A 16,821-nucleotide genomic window follows, 5' to 3' on the forward strand; every position below is an offset into this window, starting at 1 on the left:
GGATGAAGTCGGTGAGTCGGGAGAGGATGTTCATTGTCGGGGTTCCTCTGTGTCAGCGGGAGTCGTGGGGTTAGTCGGCGAACGGGGCGTTCCGGGGTCAGGGTCAGGTTCGGAAGTGTGGTCACTCAGGACGACGGGTGTGGTTCGGAGATGTGGGCCAGCGTCGGGGTACGCGGTTCGCTGCCCGGACCAGTATTCTTCGACGAGCGTGACGAGGTCGGCCGCTGGCACTGTTTGGACGCCGATATCCTCGACACTCCGCAATTGGTCTGAAAGATGGGAGCGTCGCTCATCGAGAAGCGCGCGCTGTCGTGCTTCGATGGCTTCCCGGCGGTCGTCCCGCAGGAGTACATCGGCGAACAGCGATGCGAGTGGGTCACCGACGAGTGGAATGGTCGCGAGGCGACTAACCCACGTATGCTCCTCAAGACTGACCGACTCGATTCCAACCGGGACGAGAACGTGGTATTGGCGAACACTCGTCCCACGCTCGCGGAATTCCTGTGGCCGACGCCGACGGTATACGTCGACGATTTCTGCGAGTGCCGGTGTTGACCTGACGTCAGGGTCGGTTCGTCGGTCGTCGTACGCGGCGGTCAGTTGCGCGGGGTTGACGCGACGCGCCGACGAATGAATCTGGACGGGATAGTCGAGTGTGTTCAAGACGGCTCCGAGTCCGCGTGCCGACCGCTCCCACTGGTCGCGGTCAGCGAGCGCGAGATTCGCTGGCTCGATGCGGACTGCACCGACGAGCGTCTCGTCCCGACGCCGAATCGCGTCGGCTTCCGGTTCGACTGTCTGAATCTGCGTTAGCTTCCGCGCGTCTGGCGGTGGGTCGGTGGCTGAATCGGTGGTTTCGTTGGTGAGTGTCATGGTGGTCTCGCGTCGATGATACGTGATGAACGACCGGAGGAGGCCAAGCGGCGTCCGGTGGTCCGGACAGATGTGGACGTATGCACCAGCAACGCCGAGGACGAGTACTGCGAGCGCGACGCCGACGAAGAAGCGGCCCGTCGCGATGACGACTACTTCGAGCGTCACCATCGCGGCGAGGAGTGCTGGGACGAGAAAGAGGAGGTCCGAATTGGAAATCTCTGCAAACGCGAGGAAGCCAGAGTCAGACCCCACGTCGTCGAGGATACGGCGCTCCGGGTCGTCGCCCTGTGGACCAAGGCGCGTCATCGTGGCCCACCGTCCTCACTGCGTGCGTCGAAGACAGCATCACGACTGATGCCTGTTTGTTCGGATGTACTCGTACCCCACTCCTCGCCCGCAACGGGTGTCGCGTCGTACAGGACGCCGTCGCTTTCACCACGGTGGTAGACACCCGGATGGTCGCCATCGGAGTCGTAGGCCGCCGCAAAGCGGTCGTGTTCTCGAACGACGAGTTCTCGGGTCTGTCCACTAGATTCGATTGGCTGGAATTCTCCATTAGAGACGTACCCCGGCTGGTAGCGCTGTCCATCCGGCATATCACGCTGGTTCTCAACCAGAACCTGATTCGTCTCATCAACGGCACCAGCAGCTGTACTCGTGCTTCTGTTTGTCGTCGCGCCCACGGCTGTGTTCGTGGTGCCGGGACGACCGCCGGTCGGCGTCCCAAGTGTAGCGATATCGCTGGATTGGCTGGTGTGGCCCTCTGTTTCAAGTGCGCCGACTGTGCTGGCAGTCCCACTACTCTTTACGCTACTGTGGGTAGACGCCATGCCACCAAATTGAGCAGATGGGCTGCGAGAGCCAACCGTCGCGCCGGTCGCTGAACCAGCACCGACGCTTGCTCCGCGACTCGACATGGAGGCTTTGCTGGCGAGAGTTCTTGCTCCCGATTTCGCCCGTGAGTACATCGCGGCACCGCCGAGTCCGGCCATGACACCACCGGCAGTCCTCGCTGCTCGCGACCCCAAAAGCATCCAGAGGGTCGCCACCAGTGCCGCGAGTTGTGTGACGAACGTGACGGCGGCAAACGCAAGCGTGCCAGCGACCTCCGCAAAGCCACCGACTGCGACTGCGCTCTCAACGAATCCCATTGTGCCGCCTGCGATGTAGCCACCGGCACCGAGGACAAGTGCTGCTGGGAGCGGGAAGAACGCGGCGCGAATGAAGATATCCCATCCGGTTTGGCCGAACTGTCCTATCGTCTGTAGGACGCCCCCAGTGTCGAACAGCATGAGCGCTGAGAACACTGGCAGAAACACCATGAACGTGAGACACAGGACGTAGGCCATGAGGGTCGTGACGAGCAGAATCGTCACGACGGCCGCCGTCGCAACCCACAGCAAGCCTGCGAGGAGTCCTGTACCGAGGAGCGTTCCAATGCCGGATTTCGGGCCTGCAATCAGCTGGTCGCCGCGTGGGGCGACGGCGAGAATCAACGCGTTCGCGAGGTGCAGGACGAACGCGCCCAGCCACCACGACCCGATGGTGAGCACGAGATTTCGTGCGAGGTTCTGCTCGATCTGGAAGCCATGGGTGGCGAACGTGGCGTCCGGTCGGAATCGGCTGGCGAGTGCGACGCCAACGCCGACCACCCACACGAGGAACCCAAGCGGCAGGCCAACTGTGGTCCACCCGTGGTATGCGCCTACCAGCGGCTGGTTCGTCGGTGGTCGGAAGACCACGATAACGCCATCGCTCTTCGGCACGGGTCGCCGGAGGATTAACTCGAGCGTACTGCGGGCGATGTCCTGTGTGGCGTCGAGGGCGCCACCGAGAATACTTCGTTTGGTGTTCTCGATGACGTTACAGAGTGCACCCCGAATCGGTCCTTTCCCAGCACACGAGGCATAGGAGTTAGTATCCTCCGACGAACTAGTCGAGATGAGGACGCTCGACGCGGGCAATCCCTGGAACGGCGTTGATTCAGGTGAGGCCGTTGGGTGAAGATTCGTGGTTGTAGTCGTCGTGTTCGCGCTAATCTCGTTTGGTGGTCTGCTGGCTGGGGCTGCAAGGGCAGGCGTCACGAGGCTGGTCGTGATGAGTACGAGAGTAGCAAATACGACTACCCGGTGCCGCGCTCGTACTGTCGGAGCGATGTCGAAGCCTGTCGTCGGGAGCATCAGATTGACTGGCGAAAATCTGGATTGTTGTACTTCCGTCCGATGAGGTGGGAGTACGTGGTTAGAACCATGGCGTGAGTTGCGCGCATTGGGCGGCGTTGAAGCCTGCGGCACCAGCGGCCTGTTCGCCGAGGACGATGACGAGGCCGAAGATCGGGCCAGCGACCATCGCCATCGTACCCGTTTGCCGGTGTTCACTCGACCGCTCCGGGTTCCGTGACATCCCGGCACGGGCGTGTTTGAAGCCACCGTAAAGTAAACCTCCAAGGAAGAGTACGCCAGCACCAGTCCGCGCTGCCCATTCGAACAGGTCGATAGCGGGCGTACCACAGAGGCCACTGCCACTTGTCTGGGCGGCTGCAACACTCGTCATCGCGACGAGAGTGAGTATCGCGGGACCCGCCGGCGTCAGAGCACGGCCAGCAGCTGTGAAACATTGAGTGACGGCTTCACTTACTTGGTCATGGACATGCGTCTCGGAGTCCTCGGTTGTTTGTCCAAAAGTCGACTTCTCACGGTGTAGGTTCCTGTTTTCCATTTCTCTACGATTCGTACTACGAATCGTAGAACGATATATCCTTCGTATAGTAGAATAGAGTTTACTATACATAGAGAAAAAGACCGTAGTACTAATGGCCTGAAGATATGTAGAATAAAATAGCGTGCGTGTCGAGATAGGAGCGAATGGAACTGACAGCTCTTGACGAAGCAATCCTTGACGAACTCGGCGAAGGAGCACGCACGCAAGGATTCCTTGTCGATGCGACTGGGGAACCACGGTACAAGGTTCACGAGCGGCTAAAGTTGCTCGTAGCGGCGGGGTATATCGAGAATATCCACGAGAATACCGCGCTCTACGAATTGCGAACTGATTCTAAAACCTCCGATGAGGATTCCGATTGATTTGCAGTCCAAGAGATGCTCGGTAGAGGGTCTGTAGAATAAGCGAATAGTGGATTATTGTATGTTAGTAGTTCACCGTAATTGAGCCCGAACCAGTGTCAACTACTGCGCTGTGGTCGAAATCTACAGCTGCTTTTCTTTGCAGACCTTGCATCAGGTTTGAGAATTGTTCTTCATCCGCAAGAACCAGTCCTGTTTCCGAAGGAAGAACATCTCTCCACTCTATATCGATCTGGTTTTTCTTCTCCAGATTTTCTAGCTCGTGAAGTCCAGTGAGGTATTTCTGGCTTGCTTGAAGGGACGCCCAGTATTCAAAGCTAGCTGGCAAAACGACTTTGAAACGGGACTCATACCGGGAGAGGTCAATTCTGTCGGCAAGGTCTCCTTCTTGAATCTTTTCTGGAGTCACCCCGTTCTCAATAGCGTTCAGAGAGGGAACGATTGCGACCTCTTTTTTCAGTCCGACTTGCTCACCACGACTGTATATTTCTCCTCGACGTTCAAGCCGGTCTATCTCCTCATTGATTGCCATCTCAGTGGCTAAATCCTCTTGAGGGACCCGACCAGGGTTCCAGAACATGTTTCTTTGAACAGAATCTTCTGAAACTCTCCTCTCTTGCATCTGCTGGTAGACCATCCTGATGAGCTCCGTTCTGGGAAGTTCTCCTCTTTGTTTCAGTGAATTCTTTATCAGCTGGTTCCATTGGGATAGCTCCTGCTTCAAGGGGTACGCGGTAACACCGGCTGCCTCCGCTAATTGCAAAAGAGTCTCGTCTGCAGAGCAAAGAGGTACTTCCCGTTTCTTAGCGATGCGCATCAATGCCTGATCCACCGATATGTTGTCTTCTGTGTCAACAGAGTCTTCAACGGGGACAACCTCGAAATCAAGAATTCCTTTCTCTGATAGCTCCCTCAACGCCGTCAGCTCTTCAAGACCAAGCTTTCCACGGGAAGTATCTTGGTCTACTTGCCGATGCACTTCCTCTAACACTACCTCGGGTACCACAATGGTTGTATCATACAGATCCCCTTCCGAGACTAGCCGAGTAATGATCTGTGCGTCAATAATACTGGTGTCTGCAACAAACTCCGAAAGGTCACTCGGAAAAAGCGGGGCATCAATACCCTCGACTTCTTCACTATTACTAGCAAATCCCCCGACGGCTTCGATAATTGCATCTTGATCCGGCGGTGCACGGGCTTCTTCTCTCATCTGATCTATAACCGTAGACTGTTGAATAGGGGTCTTTTGAACCCTCTCACCCCCAAACTCTCGCCAAGATACATCGCACCCCATTTCTGACTCTATTATATCGACAAGGGCCTCAACGTCTTCTTCGAATTCCCTCTTCTTTCTATATTTCTCTCCGTGAATCACCCAGTACTTGTGTGCGAAAAGCCGACGTCGAATCTCTCTCCTCCCATCCAGACTGTGGAAGGCAAATCCGTCATTCGCTGCACTCCACCCCGAGAACTGTTCATGATCCCTGTCCCAGTCCGCTGTTTCTTGGGCCACCTTATTGGTCAAGAAAGGTGCTTCTGGTACACGAAGAGCAGTATAGAAGTCATATACTAGAGAAATATCTGCTTCTGTGGAAACTCGAACGAAGCCGTGGTAGTCATCTTGGTCTTCATTGAGAACTATCTTTGTGACTGATCCGACTTGGGCGAGTAGTCCTCTCCCACTTGGGTCCCGGATTGTACAAGATTCGGCCCATCCGAGAACTCTTCCCCGAAGAGATGAAGCTATCTCGTTGGATGAGATTTGATACTCAGAAGCTACGACCCGTTTGTTCTGGTGGACATATACCTTCTTTACCTCAGGGAGGTCGTCATTCGAGAGTGGTTTTGCGCGGATAACCTTGTCAAACTCCACTTCATCCTCCTTCTCTTGTTTACCTTCCTGAAAGTTCCGGTACGTGAGGGAACACTCATATTGGAAGGCAAGAACTAGCGTCCGTAGAACATCGAAACTCACGATGACGTCGGGATCGTCCAAGGATAGAGATTGCTCTGCTGCCTTCGAAGCTAAAAGGGAATCACGTTCACTCCAAGCATTTCCAAAGGCATCGACGATACCCTGGTCCTCATGGCGCGCTATGATTTCCCTTAGGGTACTCGGCGGAGACGCAGAAGTATCCCCAAGTTCATGGAGTTCGACGACTGTACGCGCTAATACTTCTTCGTGCCCTTCTGATTCCTCTGGTGTGATGTTGCCTGGCTGATGACCAGGACCGACAGGAAAAATATCTGTCTTTATGTTCCCCGAATCATCCGCGTACTCTTCCGGAATCTGCTCGGAAATGCGACCAAGAACAGGAATTTCGATCAGCTCTGAGGAAGGACCATCTACAGCGACCATTCCAGATTGGCCAAAAGCGACCTTCCAATCTGGACTTTCAAGTTCAAAGCAGTCAGAAAGCCAGGTCTCCAAGTTCTCTAACGTAGTCCTTACTCCCTCCTCTATGGGTAAATAGCCCAGAGCTCCACTCATTAGTTAACGAAGAATCACCACTCAATACTCTTAAATGTCCTTCTCCGTATTCCATCTGCTCATCCAGTTCAGTGACCCGTGACATGCAACGGTCGTGAGTTCGCGGCGTCTGAACTGAGATGGCATACGGATTACTAAGACTTCGTACGGACGGAGCGCGCTCTACACTGCTTACTACCCAATTCACTCCCATCCGTAGAAGGAGAATACAGAAAGACCGAGCCGCGGTATACGCAGACTTTCAGAGTAGTGCTGCTCACAGAAATGCGCGAACAATCCGTTAAACGGTCGCTATTCTGGTGGTGGACCTTCCTGAAACGCAGCCAGTGACACTGTTCGTAGCCTAGGCGCGGGGGCACCAGGCCTTGCAAGTGTCACTTGCGGAGCTTCAACATCGTTGATCGCGAACCACCATGTAGAGGAATCCCGGCTGGGAGTGACTAGCAGTATGTTTTTGCAGTTGTAGGTGATGGTAGTAAACATGGCCGAGCGCGACACACGTCGGATTGCGCACGACATCATGGAAGAGCCACATATCCAGGGACGGCGAATCACCGTCCGCCAAGTGTACGCGCTCGTCGAGGAACGCGACGAAGCCCCAGAAGCGGTCGCCGACCGATACGACCTCGATGTCGCCGACGTCTATCACGCCCTCGCCTACTACCACGACCATCCGCGTGAAATGCGGACTGTGGAAGCAGAGCGAGCGGAGGACATGGAGGCGTTCCGCGAGACGATCGAGCGTCCTGAAGGAGTCGATCCGGACACGGCCTAAGATGAGTGAGTGGCGTTTTCTTCTCGACGAAAATATTGACCCGAAGACCGCAACCTATCTGCAGAAAGAGGAGGTACACGCAGAACATGTCCGCGACACCCTCTGGCAGGGCGCGGATGATGAAGACGATGTGCTGCCGTACGCGAAAAAACACGACCTCGTGGTCGTCACAAGCGACGTGAAAGACTTTGGCGATCTACCGGCTGCTGCCCACGCAGGTATCGTGCTGCTCTATGACGATACGATGCCCGCCTACCAAGTCGCATCAGCCCTTATTGCGATGGTCGATGCCTATCCGAGTCGCGATGCGTTTGCGGGGCGCGAAGAACTCGACCCGTGGGCATGAGGGCAGCCCTGCCGCTCACGACGGTGGGCGAACAAGCCGGTGAACAACCCTATTCTGGCGGCGGGCCGTCCTGAAACGCCGCGAGTGACACGGTTCGATACGTCGGTGCCGGATCTCCAGGCTTTGCGGGTGCCACCTGCGGAGGTTCCACCTCTGAAACCGCGAACGACCACGTACTAGAACTCCATACGCCCTTGTTAGTGATTTCTTCCGGCGTCAACTCAACCACACCGTCAGTCGGCTCTCCGTCGGCGTGGAACACGTCTGCGCCGTGTGCACCGACACCCTCATGACAGCGAACGAGGTCCTCGTCAAGGAGGCGTGCGAGTGTCTTGGCGACATGGCGTTTGGATACGTCCGTTTCCTCAGCGAGTTCGCGGGCCGTTGCAGATTGACGATCGCGGAGTGCTTTCATGATCGAGCGTTGTGCATCGGTTGCGACCCACTGGACGCCGGGAACTTGGTGGTCGGCGAAGCCTGCTGGGATGGCGCTAGTGTGGACGAAGACGGTGGCGTGGTTGTCTGGGTCGTCGGCGTTGCGTGCGTATCGGCCAGCGGATTGGGCGATATGGTTTTCACGGACTGACGCGAGGATTTCGTCGGCGATGTCGGCGTCGGGGCCGACGAAGCCACGACCGTGAGCGCGGCGTTCGTCACCGTCCTCGGTTTCGGTGGTTTCTGGTTGGGCGTGGAGGTCGCATTCGGCGAGAATGTTGAGGACGTAGTCGTCACCGGGGTCGATTGACCCGTGGACGAGTCCGACGGTTCGGTGGCCGAAGTCGTCGCGGGAGCGTTCTTCACCGAAGTGCATCGTCTCGGGCTTGCGGATACCGGCCTCACGCATGAGTTGCGTGACGTCATGTTCGACGCTTGCAGCGGTAATACAGGTGTTGAAGGCGTCGCCGAAGTGGTGGGAGAGGTGGTTGAGGAGGACGCGTGTCGTGTTTGGGTTGAAGTATTCGCCGCTGGCGAGCGGGCGAACCGCGTCACCAACCTGCACAACTCTGAGCCCGCGTTCGTAACGCCGCCAGAGCCGTCGCTCCTCAACGTCGAGAACGCGCTCTGGGAGAACATCGGTAGTAGTGTTGCGTTGCCAGAGTGGAAGACTCGGGTGGGCATCGAGGCCGACCATCGAGCGCGCGCCAGAGAAGTCGGGAACACTGCGGATGGTTTGGACGCGGTTGTCGTCGTCAACGACGACAGTGACCCACGTGCGCGACCACGAATCGTCGTCTCGGGCGTTGGTATCGAGACGTGGCGGATTGTGCGTCACAGTGCCGACGCCGCGGCCGTTCTCGTCGAAGCCTTGGGCGAGCGCGGACCACACCGCGCGGACGAGTGCGGGCGCAAGCGTGTGGGCACCCGAATGTTCGAGATACCATTCACGGGCTGGCTCGTAGTCGAACTTCGCAATCGTCGCGTTTGCTTCACGAAGGGCGTCACCGTGGACGTTCCGTCCGTAGGTCTGGCGTGCAAGTTGCACGAACGACTCCCATGTGCTGACGGGCGCGCCTGCTTCTTGGAGAAATGCTGCGACGGCGCGCTGGATGCGGTCGTTCGTGAGGTGTTCGCCACCGATACCGAAGTCCGGTCGCTCGTCGAAGATGACGTTGCATGACTGGGTGAGGCCGGGGACGTATGCGAACTGGTGGGTGGCGTGTATCACGTCAACCGCTGGGACGCCGTCTTCGTCTCGCGGCAGGCCCTCCCATTGGCCGACTGCCGGGCAGGGGTCCTCGCCACGGCAGCAGGGGAGTTCGAGGTCTTGGTCGTTGTGTTCGGCGAGGTAGGAGTGGGCTGTCGAGAACGGCACGCCGCGGCCGTCACAGACGGCATCGAACCACTCGGAGGCGGGCGTTCGGTTCATCGTGATCTCGGCAACGTCGCTGTCTTCGTCGTCCTTTGTCGGGTCGTGGATGCCGTGAGCGACTGGGCATCGTTCCTTTCGGCCACGCAGGACGGCATGGGTCACACCGTCGGCCTCGCGGCTGTGTTCGGCTGCTGCGTCCCGGGAGTCTCGCGTTGGGCTGAAGTGGATGATTGGTTGCTTGTCGGTGATGTCGGCGTGGGTCAGCCATGGTTCGGTCGCGACGGTGTAGCTTTTTCCGAGGCCGGTGGGAGCGTCGATCACGACCTCTTCTTGGTTCCTGACCGCGTCGAGCACGCGGTTTCGGAGGCGTTTGCGGGCTTCGGCTGTCGATGGCCACTCGATGTCGCGGGCCGCTGCCGCGCGCTCTCGCTCTCCGTCTGAAAGCGAATCGAGTTTCGCGAGCGGCAGCGCGCTCACTGGCTCGGAGGTATCGGGTTCGTACTTGGGGATGTGCGCGCCACGATTCCGGAGTGCGTCGACGGCGTCCCAGAACTCCTCGCCGCTGGGATACTCGGTTTCGGTGGTGATGATGCGTTCTTCGAGCGCGACGACTTGGAGCGCGTCCAGTCCCTGCATGCCTTTGCGGTAGACCCAGCCGTCGCCGACCTGTGCGAGTCGCGTCCCACTCTTGGACTGCGCCCAACTCGGATCGAGGTCCGTGCTGCCGTCACCGCGTTCATGAGTGACGGTCGACCGAAGCCGGATGTCTCGTGGGCCGGTGTGCTGGATGGCGTCGAAGACGTCCTGGATGTCGGATGTGGTCTCGATGTCTGCGAGTTCAGCTTTGGATGTTTCGGGTTCGCGATCCAGTTCGTCTGGGCGACCGGAGGGGTTCGTGGCGCGTGCGGCGTCGAGTGCGCCGGGGTGGGCGGCGATGATGTCCTCGAGGATGCCGTGAATGTCGTTCGTCTCGGTGGCGGTGCCGGGGATGTGGTCGCCGGTGACTGTGGTGTATCGGCGTCCGGGATAGATTTCGAGTTCGGCGTCCGGCCACTCGGGCGACGAGAGGTCGATGGTAAGTGTCTTCACGCTGTCGGGGAGACGGAAGCCACCGAGTGCGTGTGCGCCGGTGCCGGATGGTGACCACTCGCAGAACGTCCCGGAGAGGCGTTCGAGCAGGTCGGCAGCGGCGGGGGCGACGGCACCGGTGTCTGGGTCGCGGATGTCATCGAAATCGAGCAGGCCGACGTGTGGTTCGTCGGGGACGTCCTCGTCGGGGTCGACGTGATTGTATTTGCCGTCATTGTCCCAGTCGTCGCGGTCGGGGCTCGTGAGGTAGTATGCGAACCCGAGGTCGTCGTCGTGGTTGATCCAGCGAGCGGCGGCCTCGAAGTCGAACCAGGCTTCGGGGTCTTTTGCGCCGACGAATGCGTAGCCGACGCCGTGGTTGGTGTAGCCCCATGCTGGGTTGCGGGGGACTTTCCGGTCGTCGCTGTACTGCCAGAGAAGCCAGCGCGCGCCGTTCTCGACGAGGTCGGTGGGGAAGGTGTCGGGATTGACGCCTTGGAGGTCGAGCGTCTGTTCGCTCGATTCGGTGGAACGCTGCGCTTGGGCGTTGGCGGTGTCTATGTTGGGTGGCTGGTCGTCGTTGGTGAGTTCGCGTGCGTCGGCGTCTGCTTCGGTGCCCTTGGGGTCGATGTAGTGGGGTGGGCGTTTGGACGGGCGCTCGGTCACGCCGTCTCACCCTTGTTGTGCGCGGCCTGTCGAGGATAGAAAACGAGGTTTTCGGCTGCGCTATGGGAGTTTATTATTTGGCTTGTAAGGATATTGGTATAAGCCAGGGGTGGGATTTGAACCCACGAACTCCCGATTACAAGTCGGGTGCTTGAACCGCCCAAGCTCCCCTGGCGCTACTGCGACGTTCTGGCTACTCCTTTGTGAGCGTATCGTTTTCGGCCCGTTTTTCCAGTTCGATTCGGTGTGGACGATAGCCGTGCCGACGATAGAACCGCCGGGAGGCGTCGTTGTCGGCCATCACCTCCAGTGCGAGCGCGTCCACTCCTCGGTCTCGAAGTATCGCTTCCGCCGATTCGAGGAGTTCCGTGCCGACACCCGCGTCTCGATGCCCCGGTTCGACGTAGACGTTCGAAACGATGCCTCGCGTGACATCTTGTGCGTACGTTCCAGATTCGACGCTGAAGGTGATGAAGCCGACGAGTTCCGCATTCTTTCGAGCGACCAACACGTCGTCCGCCACGATGTGCCGGGCGAACATGTGCTGAACTTCAGTGCGGTTCTCTTCGGCGAACAGGTGCGAGCGGTAGGTTCGTTGCTCGGCGGCTAACTCGACCCAGAGATCTACGAGTCGGTCGAGTGCGTCGTTCGCCGCGGGTTCGATAGCGACCATCGAGTAGTACGACGACCGGTCAGGGCTTCAGGGCGTCGAGTGACTGGGAGTTTTCGAGTGCGTCTACCGCGGGGAGCGGTTCGCCGGTCAACATCCGCAGTGCGGCACCGCCGCCGGTGCTGACGTGGTCGAAACCGTCGAGGTCGAACTTGCGGATGGCCGCCGCCGTGTCGCCGCCGCCGACGATGCTGAACTCTGCCGTCGAGGCGTGCTCGAACAGGTTTTTCGTCCCGTCGGCGAATCGCTCGTCCTCGAAGACGCCTGCGGGGCCGTTCAGTACGACCGTTCCGGAGTCTGCGAGGACGTCGCCGTAGGTCGCCACCGTCTCCGAGCCGATGTCCATCGCGGCCTCGCCCGATTCCGGTGGGAGTTCGTCGAGCGAGAGTTCGTGGCGCTCGCCGTCGCGCTCGACTGCCAAGTCTTCGGGCAGTCGAATCTTCTCGTCGTACTCCGCGAGGAGTTCTCCGGCACGGTCGATTTCGGACTCGTAGCCTTGGTCGTAGACGAACTCGGTACTCGCTTTGCCGATGTCCACGTCGGCGGCGAGGAGGAAGACGTTAGCGACGACGCCTGTCGTCAGCACTTCGTCGGCGAGTCCGCGTTCGAGTACGCTTTCGGCGACTGCTATCGAGTCGGGCACTTTCGCGCCACCGACCACGTACGTTCGCGGTTCGGGAGTACTCTCGATGTCGCCCAACACGTCGAGTTCGCGTTCCATCACGCGGCCCGCGTAGCCCGAGAGTCGGGTGGGGAACCCGACGATAGAGGGCTGAGAGCGGTGTGCGGCCGCGAACGCGTCGTTGACGAAGGCGTCCAGTGACGGCGCGAGTTTGGCGACGAGGTTGGTGTCGCCGGCGCGGTCCGGTGGGAACTCCATGTACTCTTCGCTGTAGAAGCGAGTGTTTTCGAGGACGACAGCCTCGCCGTCGTCCAAATTTTCGACGGCGCGGCGCGCGTCTTCGGAGAACGTCGCGTCGCAGTACGAAACCGAGCTATCGAGTAGTTCGTTCAGACGGTCGGCGTGCGGTTCGAGGTCGCGGAACTCGTCGCCCCCGGGTCGTCCTTGGTGGGCGAGGACGGCGACGCGGCCGCCGCGGTCGAGCAACTCAGATAGAGTGTCTACGTGCGCGCGTAGCCGGGCGTCGTCTGCGAGTTCGCCGTCGTCGGCGAGCGGACTGTTGATGTCGATTCGCACCCCGAGCGTGGTCCCTTGGACGGGGAGGTCGTCCAGGGTTTCTATCGCCATACGTGAGGGGTCAACAGCTAAACGCATATATGTGTCGGGCGAACTTACAAATCTAGATTCGGAACTGAGTTAATTTCTCCGGATGTTAACTGCTGACGCATTGCAAATCTTTTTATACTCGGTGTGAGACCTTCTGGTAGAGTATGTCAGGCATGGATAAGTCGCGTCGCACGTATCTGAAAACGACTGGAGCAATCGGGGCAGCAGGACTGACCGGATTGTCGGGTTGTATCGGAAGCATCTCGGGCGGCGGCGGAGGCAGCGGCCCAATCAAGACCGGGTCGATTCTCCCCATTACCGGTGCGCTCAGTGCGTACGGGAGCGGCATGCAGGAGGCAGTCAACCTCGCAAAGAAGCACATCAACGACGCTGACGGTCCCTTGGGGCGCGAACTCCAAGTCATCAACAAGGACAGCGAGACGAAACCGGACAAGGCCAACCAGAAGTACGACGCTTTGGTCAACGAGGAGAACATCGTCGGCTTCGTCGGTGCCGCGTCGAGCGGTGTCTCGGTGCCGCTGGCGAAGAAGGTCGGTAGCGACCAAGTGATGCAGGTCAGTAACGCGAGCACGTCCCCTGCGCTCGCCCAACTCGGTTACAACGACGACCAGAGTTCGAAGTACTTCGGCCGGACGGCCCCGAACGACGGCCAACAGGGCATCGTCATGGGTCGCATCCTCAGCGAGAGCAAGTACATCGGCGCGGACAAAGCCGCGTTCCTCTACGTCAACAACGCGTACGGGAAAGGTCTCGCCGAGAAGGCGAAGGCGGCGTTCAAGGGCGAGACGACCGCGATGGTCCCGTACGACAAGAAGTCGAGCGACTACACCTCGACGCTCGACAAGGTGTTCGAAGGCGACCCCGGCGCAGTCGGGTTCGTCGGCTACCCCGGTAACGGTCAGACCATCCTCAAGCAGTGGCAGAACGGCGGCTACGGTGGTCAATGGGTGCTCAGCGAGGGTCTGAACTCCTCGGAGTTCTTCCAGAACCTCAAGGAGATCACCGACGGAATGTACCTCGCGTCGCCGAGTCCCGAAGGCACCGACGGTGCGTCGAAGTTCAACAACCAGATGAGTGCGAAGAATACCTTGTTCGCGGCCCACGCGTACGACGGCCTCTTCCTGCAAGCGCTCGCCATGCACAAGGCTGGCGAAGCGTCCGGAAAGGCCATCGCGAACAACATCCGCTCGGTCTCCCGGGGCGGCCAGAAGGTCACCGTCGGCGAGTTCCAGAAGGCCAAGGACCTACTGGACGACGGCAAAGACATCAACTTCGAAGGGGCGTCCAGTCCCGTGGACATGAACAAGTCGCTCGAACCGCTCAACCGCTTCGCCATCATGCAAGTCAAGAGTGGAAAGGCGAAGGAACTCGAAACCATCCCACGGTCGTACTTCGAGGGGAAACTGTAACGCCATTCGAACAGCGTGCTGCGTTTTTCGACGCAGCCTAACCGACCGCTCACGCGCAGATTCCGGTCCTTTTTTCGTCGAACCCACGTCCCACGAGCTTGAACTATCTATCTCACCTACAACAAAGTTACACAATCATTTATTAGGAACGTCGTAGTCCACTACCCCGGAGATGTCAGAGAAATATCGAACGACGCGACGAGCGTATCTAAAGGGCGCGACGGCCGCGGGGGTGGCCGGGTTGGTCGGTCTGTCAACGTCGGCGAGTGGACAGGGCGGTCCCATTCCGATGGGGTCGATTCTCCCGATTACGGGGAATCTGAGTGCGTACGGGAGCGGGATGCAAGCCGCTGTCAATCAAGCGGTACAAGACGTGAACGACGCTGGTGGGCCGCTCGGGCGGAACATCAACATGACGAACACCGACAGTCAGACCCAACCGTCTCGTGGGATTCAACAGTACAATTCGCTGGTCAACGAACAGAACATCGTCGGCTTCGTCGGTGCGGCGTCGAGCGGCGTGTCAGTGCCGCTCGCACAGAACGTCGCTGCCGACCAAGTAATGCAGATGAGCAACGCGAGTACGTCGCCCGCGCTCGCCGAAATCGGCTACAACGAAGACGAGAGTCTGAAGTTCTTCGGCCGGACGGCCCCGAACGACGGCCAGCAGGGCATCGTCATGGGTCAGATACTGAACGACGACCAGTTCATCGGCGCAAGCAACGCGGCGTTCCTGTACGTCAACAACCCCTACGGGCAGGGGTTGGCAGAGAAAGCCAGCGAGCAGTTCCAAGGGGAGACAGTCGGAATGGTCGGGTACGACGAGCAGGCGACTGACTACACGTCCACGCTCGACCAAGTGTACAGCAACGACCCCGACGCAGTCGGATTCATCGGTTACCCCGGTAACGGCCGCACTATCCTCAACCAGTGGCAAAACGGCGGCTACGGTGGCCAGTGGGTGCTCAGTGAGGGCCTGAACGACCCGCAGTTCCTCCAAGAACTGAGCAACATCACGTCCGGAATGTACGTCGCCTCGCCGAACCCCGAGCAGACGCAGGGGCGGACGACGTTCGAAGAGAAACTCGGCGAACAAGCGAGTACGCTGTTCGCACCACACGCCTACGACGGACTGTTCCTGATGGCACTCGCCATGGAGGCCGGCGGGGAAGCTACGGGGACGGCAATCGCACAGAACATCCGCTCGGTGTCGCGGCCAGAGGGCGGCGACGGGGGACAGACGACGACGGGCGACGGCGGAGAGAACATCGTCACCGTCGGCGAGTTCCAGAAGGGCAAGGACCTCATCGCCAACGGCGCGGACATCAACTATCAGGGTGCGTCTAGTCCGGTCAACCTCAACGAGTCGCTGGAACCACTGAACCAGTTCGCCATCCTGCAGGTGGCCGACGACGGGTCGCTCGAAACCTTGGAGACGATTCCACGGTCGTTCTTCGAGGGCAAACTGTAGGCCGACTACCGCTCCAATTTTTTGGGCCGAACGTTCAAATACGGAGCCGCGGCCACCTTCGGGTGGACGTTTCGCGTGGTTGCGATGGAGTGGTCGCAACCACCAGTCCGACTACCCCGAAAGGGCTGAGCTTCAGACGACAGCGTAGCGCAACAGGACGCCGTCGTCGATGCGCTCGACGGCTTCGAGGTCCAAGGCCGGGAACTCCGAGACGAATCCGTCTCCGTCGGCCAGCGTGGGCGCGTCTCGACCCCCGATGACCTTCGACCCGACGTAGACGCGCAACTCGTCTACCAGTGCCGCCTCGAACAGCGAGAAGATGAGTTCGCCCCCGCCTTCGACCATCAACTGCTCGACGCCTTCGCGTTCGAGTCGGGGGAGCGCGGCCGCCAAATCGACGCGCTCGTCTCCGGCCGTGATGAGCCGTGCGCCCGTCGATTCGAGTGCGTCGAGTCGTTCCTTCGGTGCGTCCTCCGAGACCAGCAGGTACGTCGTCGCGGCGTCGTCCAGAATCCGGGCGTCTGTCGGCGTTCGTGCCCGCGAATCGGCGACGACGCGTGCGGGATGAATAGACTCGTCTCTGTCGCGTCGCGCACTCTGTCGGTCGGTGTCGTCCAGCGTCAGGTGTGGGTCGTCTGCGAGGACCGTCCCGACGCCGACCATGACGGCGTCGCTGCCCGCGCGGAGCGCGTCCATCCGGTCGAAGTCGGCCTCTCCGCTGATGGCTATCTGTTCGCGCCGCCGCGAGGATAGCTTGCCGTCCGCACTCATCGCGGCGTTAACGACCACGCGCATACCACCTCGTATTCGCCCGCCGGGAAAACCGCTTTCGGTCGTCCGCACTCCGTCGGTTTCCACACGACTCCCGGCCGCCTTCCGGTCGTTTTATGTCGCTATCGGAAGA

13 protein-coding genes and 1 tRNA gene are annotated in these 16,821 nt (G+C 59.5%); 5 read left to right on the forward strand and 9 right to left on the reverse strand.

The window, feature by feature from the left end; genetic code table 11:
* Positions 1–30 precede the first annotated feature (30 nt).
* The 3 genes from F7R90_RS07085 to F7R90_RS07095 form a co-directional block, all read right to left on the reverse strand.
* Positions 31–1,182 carry a hypothetical protein gene (locus tag F7R90_RS07085; RefSeq protein ID WP_158056554.1) on the reverse strand — a complete coding sequence of 384 codons (1,152 nt, stop codon included), beginning with the start codon at positions 1,180–1,182 and terminating at the stop codon, positions 31–33.
* The gene (locus F7R90_RS07090) at positions 1,179–2,840 is read right to left on the reverse strand and encodes a hypothetical protein (RefSeq protein WP_158056555.1); all 1,662 of its coding nucleotides are present in this window, start codon (positions 2,838–2,840) and stop codon (positions 1,179–1,181) included. The genes F7R90_RS07085 and F7R90_RS07090 overlap by 4 nt, the downstream gene beginning before the upstream one ends.
* 277 nt (positions 2,841–3,117) lie before the next feature.
* Positions 3,118–3,429, reverse strand: a complete 312-nt coding sequence (locus tag F7R90_RS07095) for a hypothetical protein (protein ID WP_158056556.1) — start codon at positions 3,427–3,429, stop codon at positions 3,118–3,120.
* 311 nt (positions 3,430–3,740) lie between these two features.
* Here F7R90_RS07095 and F7R90_RS07100 point away from each other — a divergent pair, with 311 nt between their 5' ends.
* A complete protein-coding gene (locus tag F7R90_RS07100; protein WP_158056557.1) occupies positions 3,741–3,959 on the forward strand; it encodes a helix-turn-helix domain-containing protein in 219 nt (72 codons plus the stop codon).
* 64 nt (positions 3,960–4,023) lie between these two features.
* On the opposite strand, the gene F7R90_RS07105 is transcribed toward F7R90_RS07100, so the two are convergent.
* Entirely contained in the window at positions 4,024–6,453 is a 2,430-nt protein-coding gene (locus F7R90_RS07105) for a PIN domain-containing protein (RefSeq protein WP_158056558.1), read from the reverse strand.
* Between the two features lie 481 nt (positions 6,454–6,934).
* Here F7R90_RS07105 and F7R90_RS07110 point away from each other — a divergent pair, with 481 nt between their 5' ends.
* On the forward strand, positions 6,935–7,228 hold the full coding sequence (locus F7R90_RS07110; RefSeq protein ID WP_158056559.1) for a DUF433 domain-containing protein: 294 nt from the start codon (positions 6,935–6,937) through the stop codon (positions 7,226–7,228).
* A 1-nt stretch (position 7,229) separates the two neighbouring features.
* Entirely contained in the window at positions 7,230–7,574 is a 345-nt protein-coding gene (locus F7R90_RS07115) for a DUF5615 family PIN-like protein (protein ID WP_158056560.1), read from the forward strand.
* Between the two features lie 49 nt (positions 7,575–7,623).
* Here F7R90_RS07115 and F7R90_RS07120 read toward each other — a convergent pair whose 3' ends face one another.
* From F7R90_RS07120 to F7R90_RS07135, 4 genes are all read right to left on the reverse strand, one after another.
* Positions 7,624–11,118: an Rrf2 family transcriptional regulator gene (locus tag F7R90_RS07120; protein ID WP_158056561.1), complete on the reverse strand. Its 3,495-nt coding sequence runs from the start codon at positions 11,116–11,118 to the stop codon at positions 7,624–7,626.
* A 101-nt stretch (positions 11,119–11,219) separates the two neighbouring features.
* A tRNA-Thr gene (locus tag F7R90_RS07125) sits at positions 11,220–11,293 on the reverse strand.
* Positions 11,294–11,311: 18 nt separating this feature from the next.
* On the reverse strand, positions 11,312–11,791 hold the full coding sequence (locus F7R90_RS07130) for a GNAT family N-acetyltransferase (RefSeq protein ID WP_158056562.1): 480 nt from the start codon (positions 11,789–11,791) through the stop codon (positions 11,312–11,314).
* Positions 11,792–11,810: 19 nt separating this feature from the next.
* Complete coding sequence (locus F7R90_RS07135; RefSeq protein WP_158056563.1) at positions 11,811–13,037, reverse strand: phosphoglycerate kinase; 1,227 nt, start codon at positions 13,035–13,037, stop codon at positions 11,811–11,813.
* A 143-nt stretch (positions 13,038–13,180) separates the two neighbouring features.
* Between F7R90_RS07135 and F7R90_RS07140 the strand changes: the two genes are divergently transcribed.
* Together F7R90_RS07140 and F7R90_RS07145 are read left to right on the forward strand one after the other, a co-directional pair.
* Positions 13,181–14,446: an ABC transporter substrate-binding protein gene (locus F7R90_RS07140; protein ID WP_158056564.1), complete on the forward strand. Its 1,266-nt coding sequence runs from the start codon at positions 13,181–13,183 to the stop codon at positions 14,444–14,446.
* A gap of 172 nt (positions 14,447–14,618) precedes the next feature.
* Positions 14,619–15,917, forward strand: coding sequence for an ABC transporter substrate-binding protein (locus F7R90_RS07145; protein ID WP_158056565.1), 1,299 nt, complete (start codon positions 14,619–14,621; stop codon positions 15,915–15,917).
* A gap of 132 nt (positions 15,918–16,049) precedes the next feature.
* On the opposite strand, the gene F7R90_RS07150 is transcribed toward F7R90_RS07145, so the two are convergent.
* Entirely contained in the window at positions 16,050–16,712 is a 663-nt protein-coding gene (locus tag F7R90_RS07150) for a 2,5-diamino-6-(ribosylamino)-4(3H)-pyrimidinone 5'-phosphate reductase (RefSeq protein ID WP_158056566.1), read from the reverse strand.
* Positions 16,713–16,821 lie beyond the last annotated feature (109 nt).

The sequence above is a fragment of the Halorussus halophilus genome, assembly GCF_008831545.1.
Taxonomy (GTDB): domain Archaea; phylum Halobacteriota; class Halobacteria; order Halobacteriales; family Haladaptataceae; genus Halorussus; species Halorussus halophilus.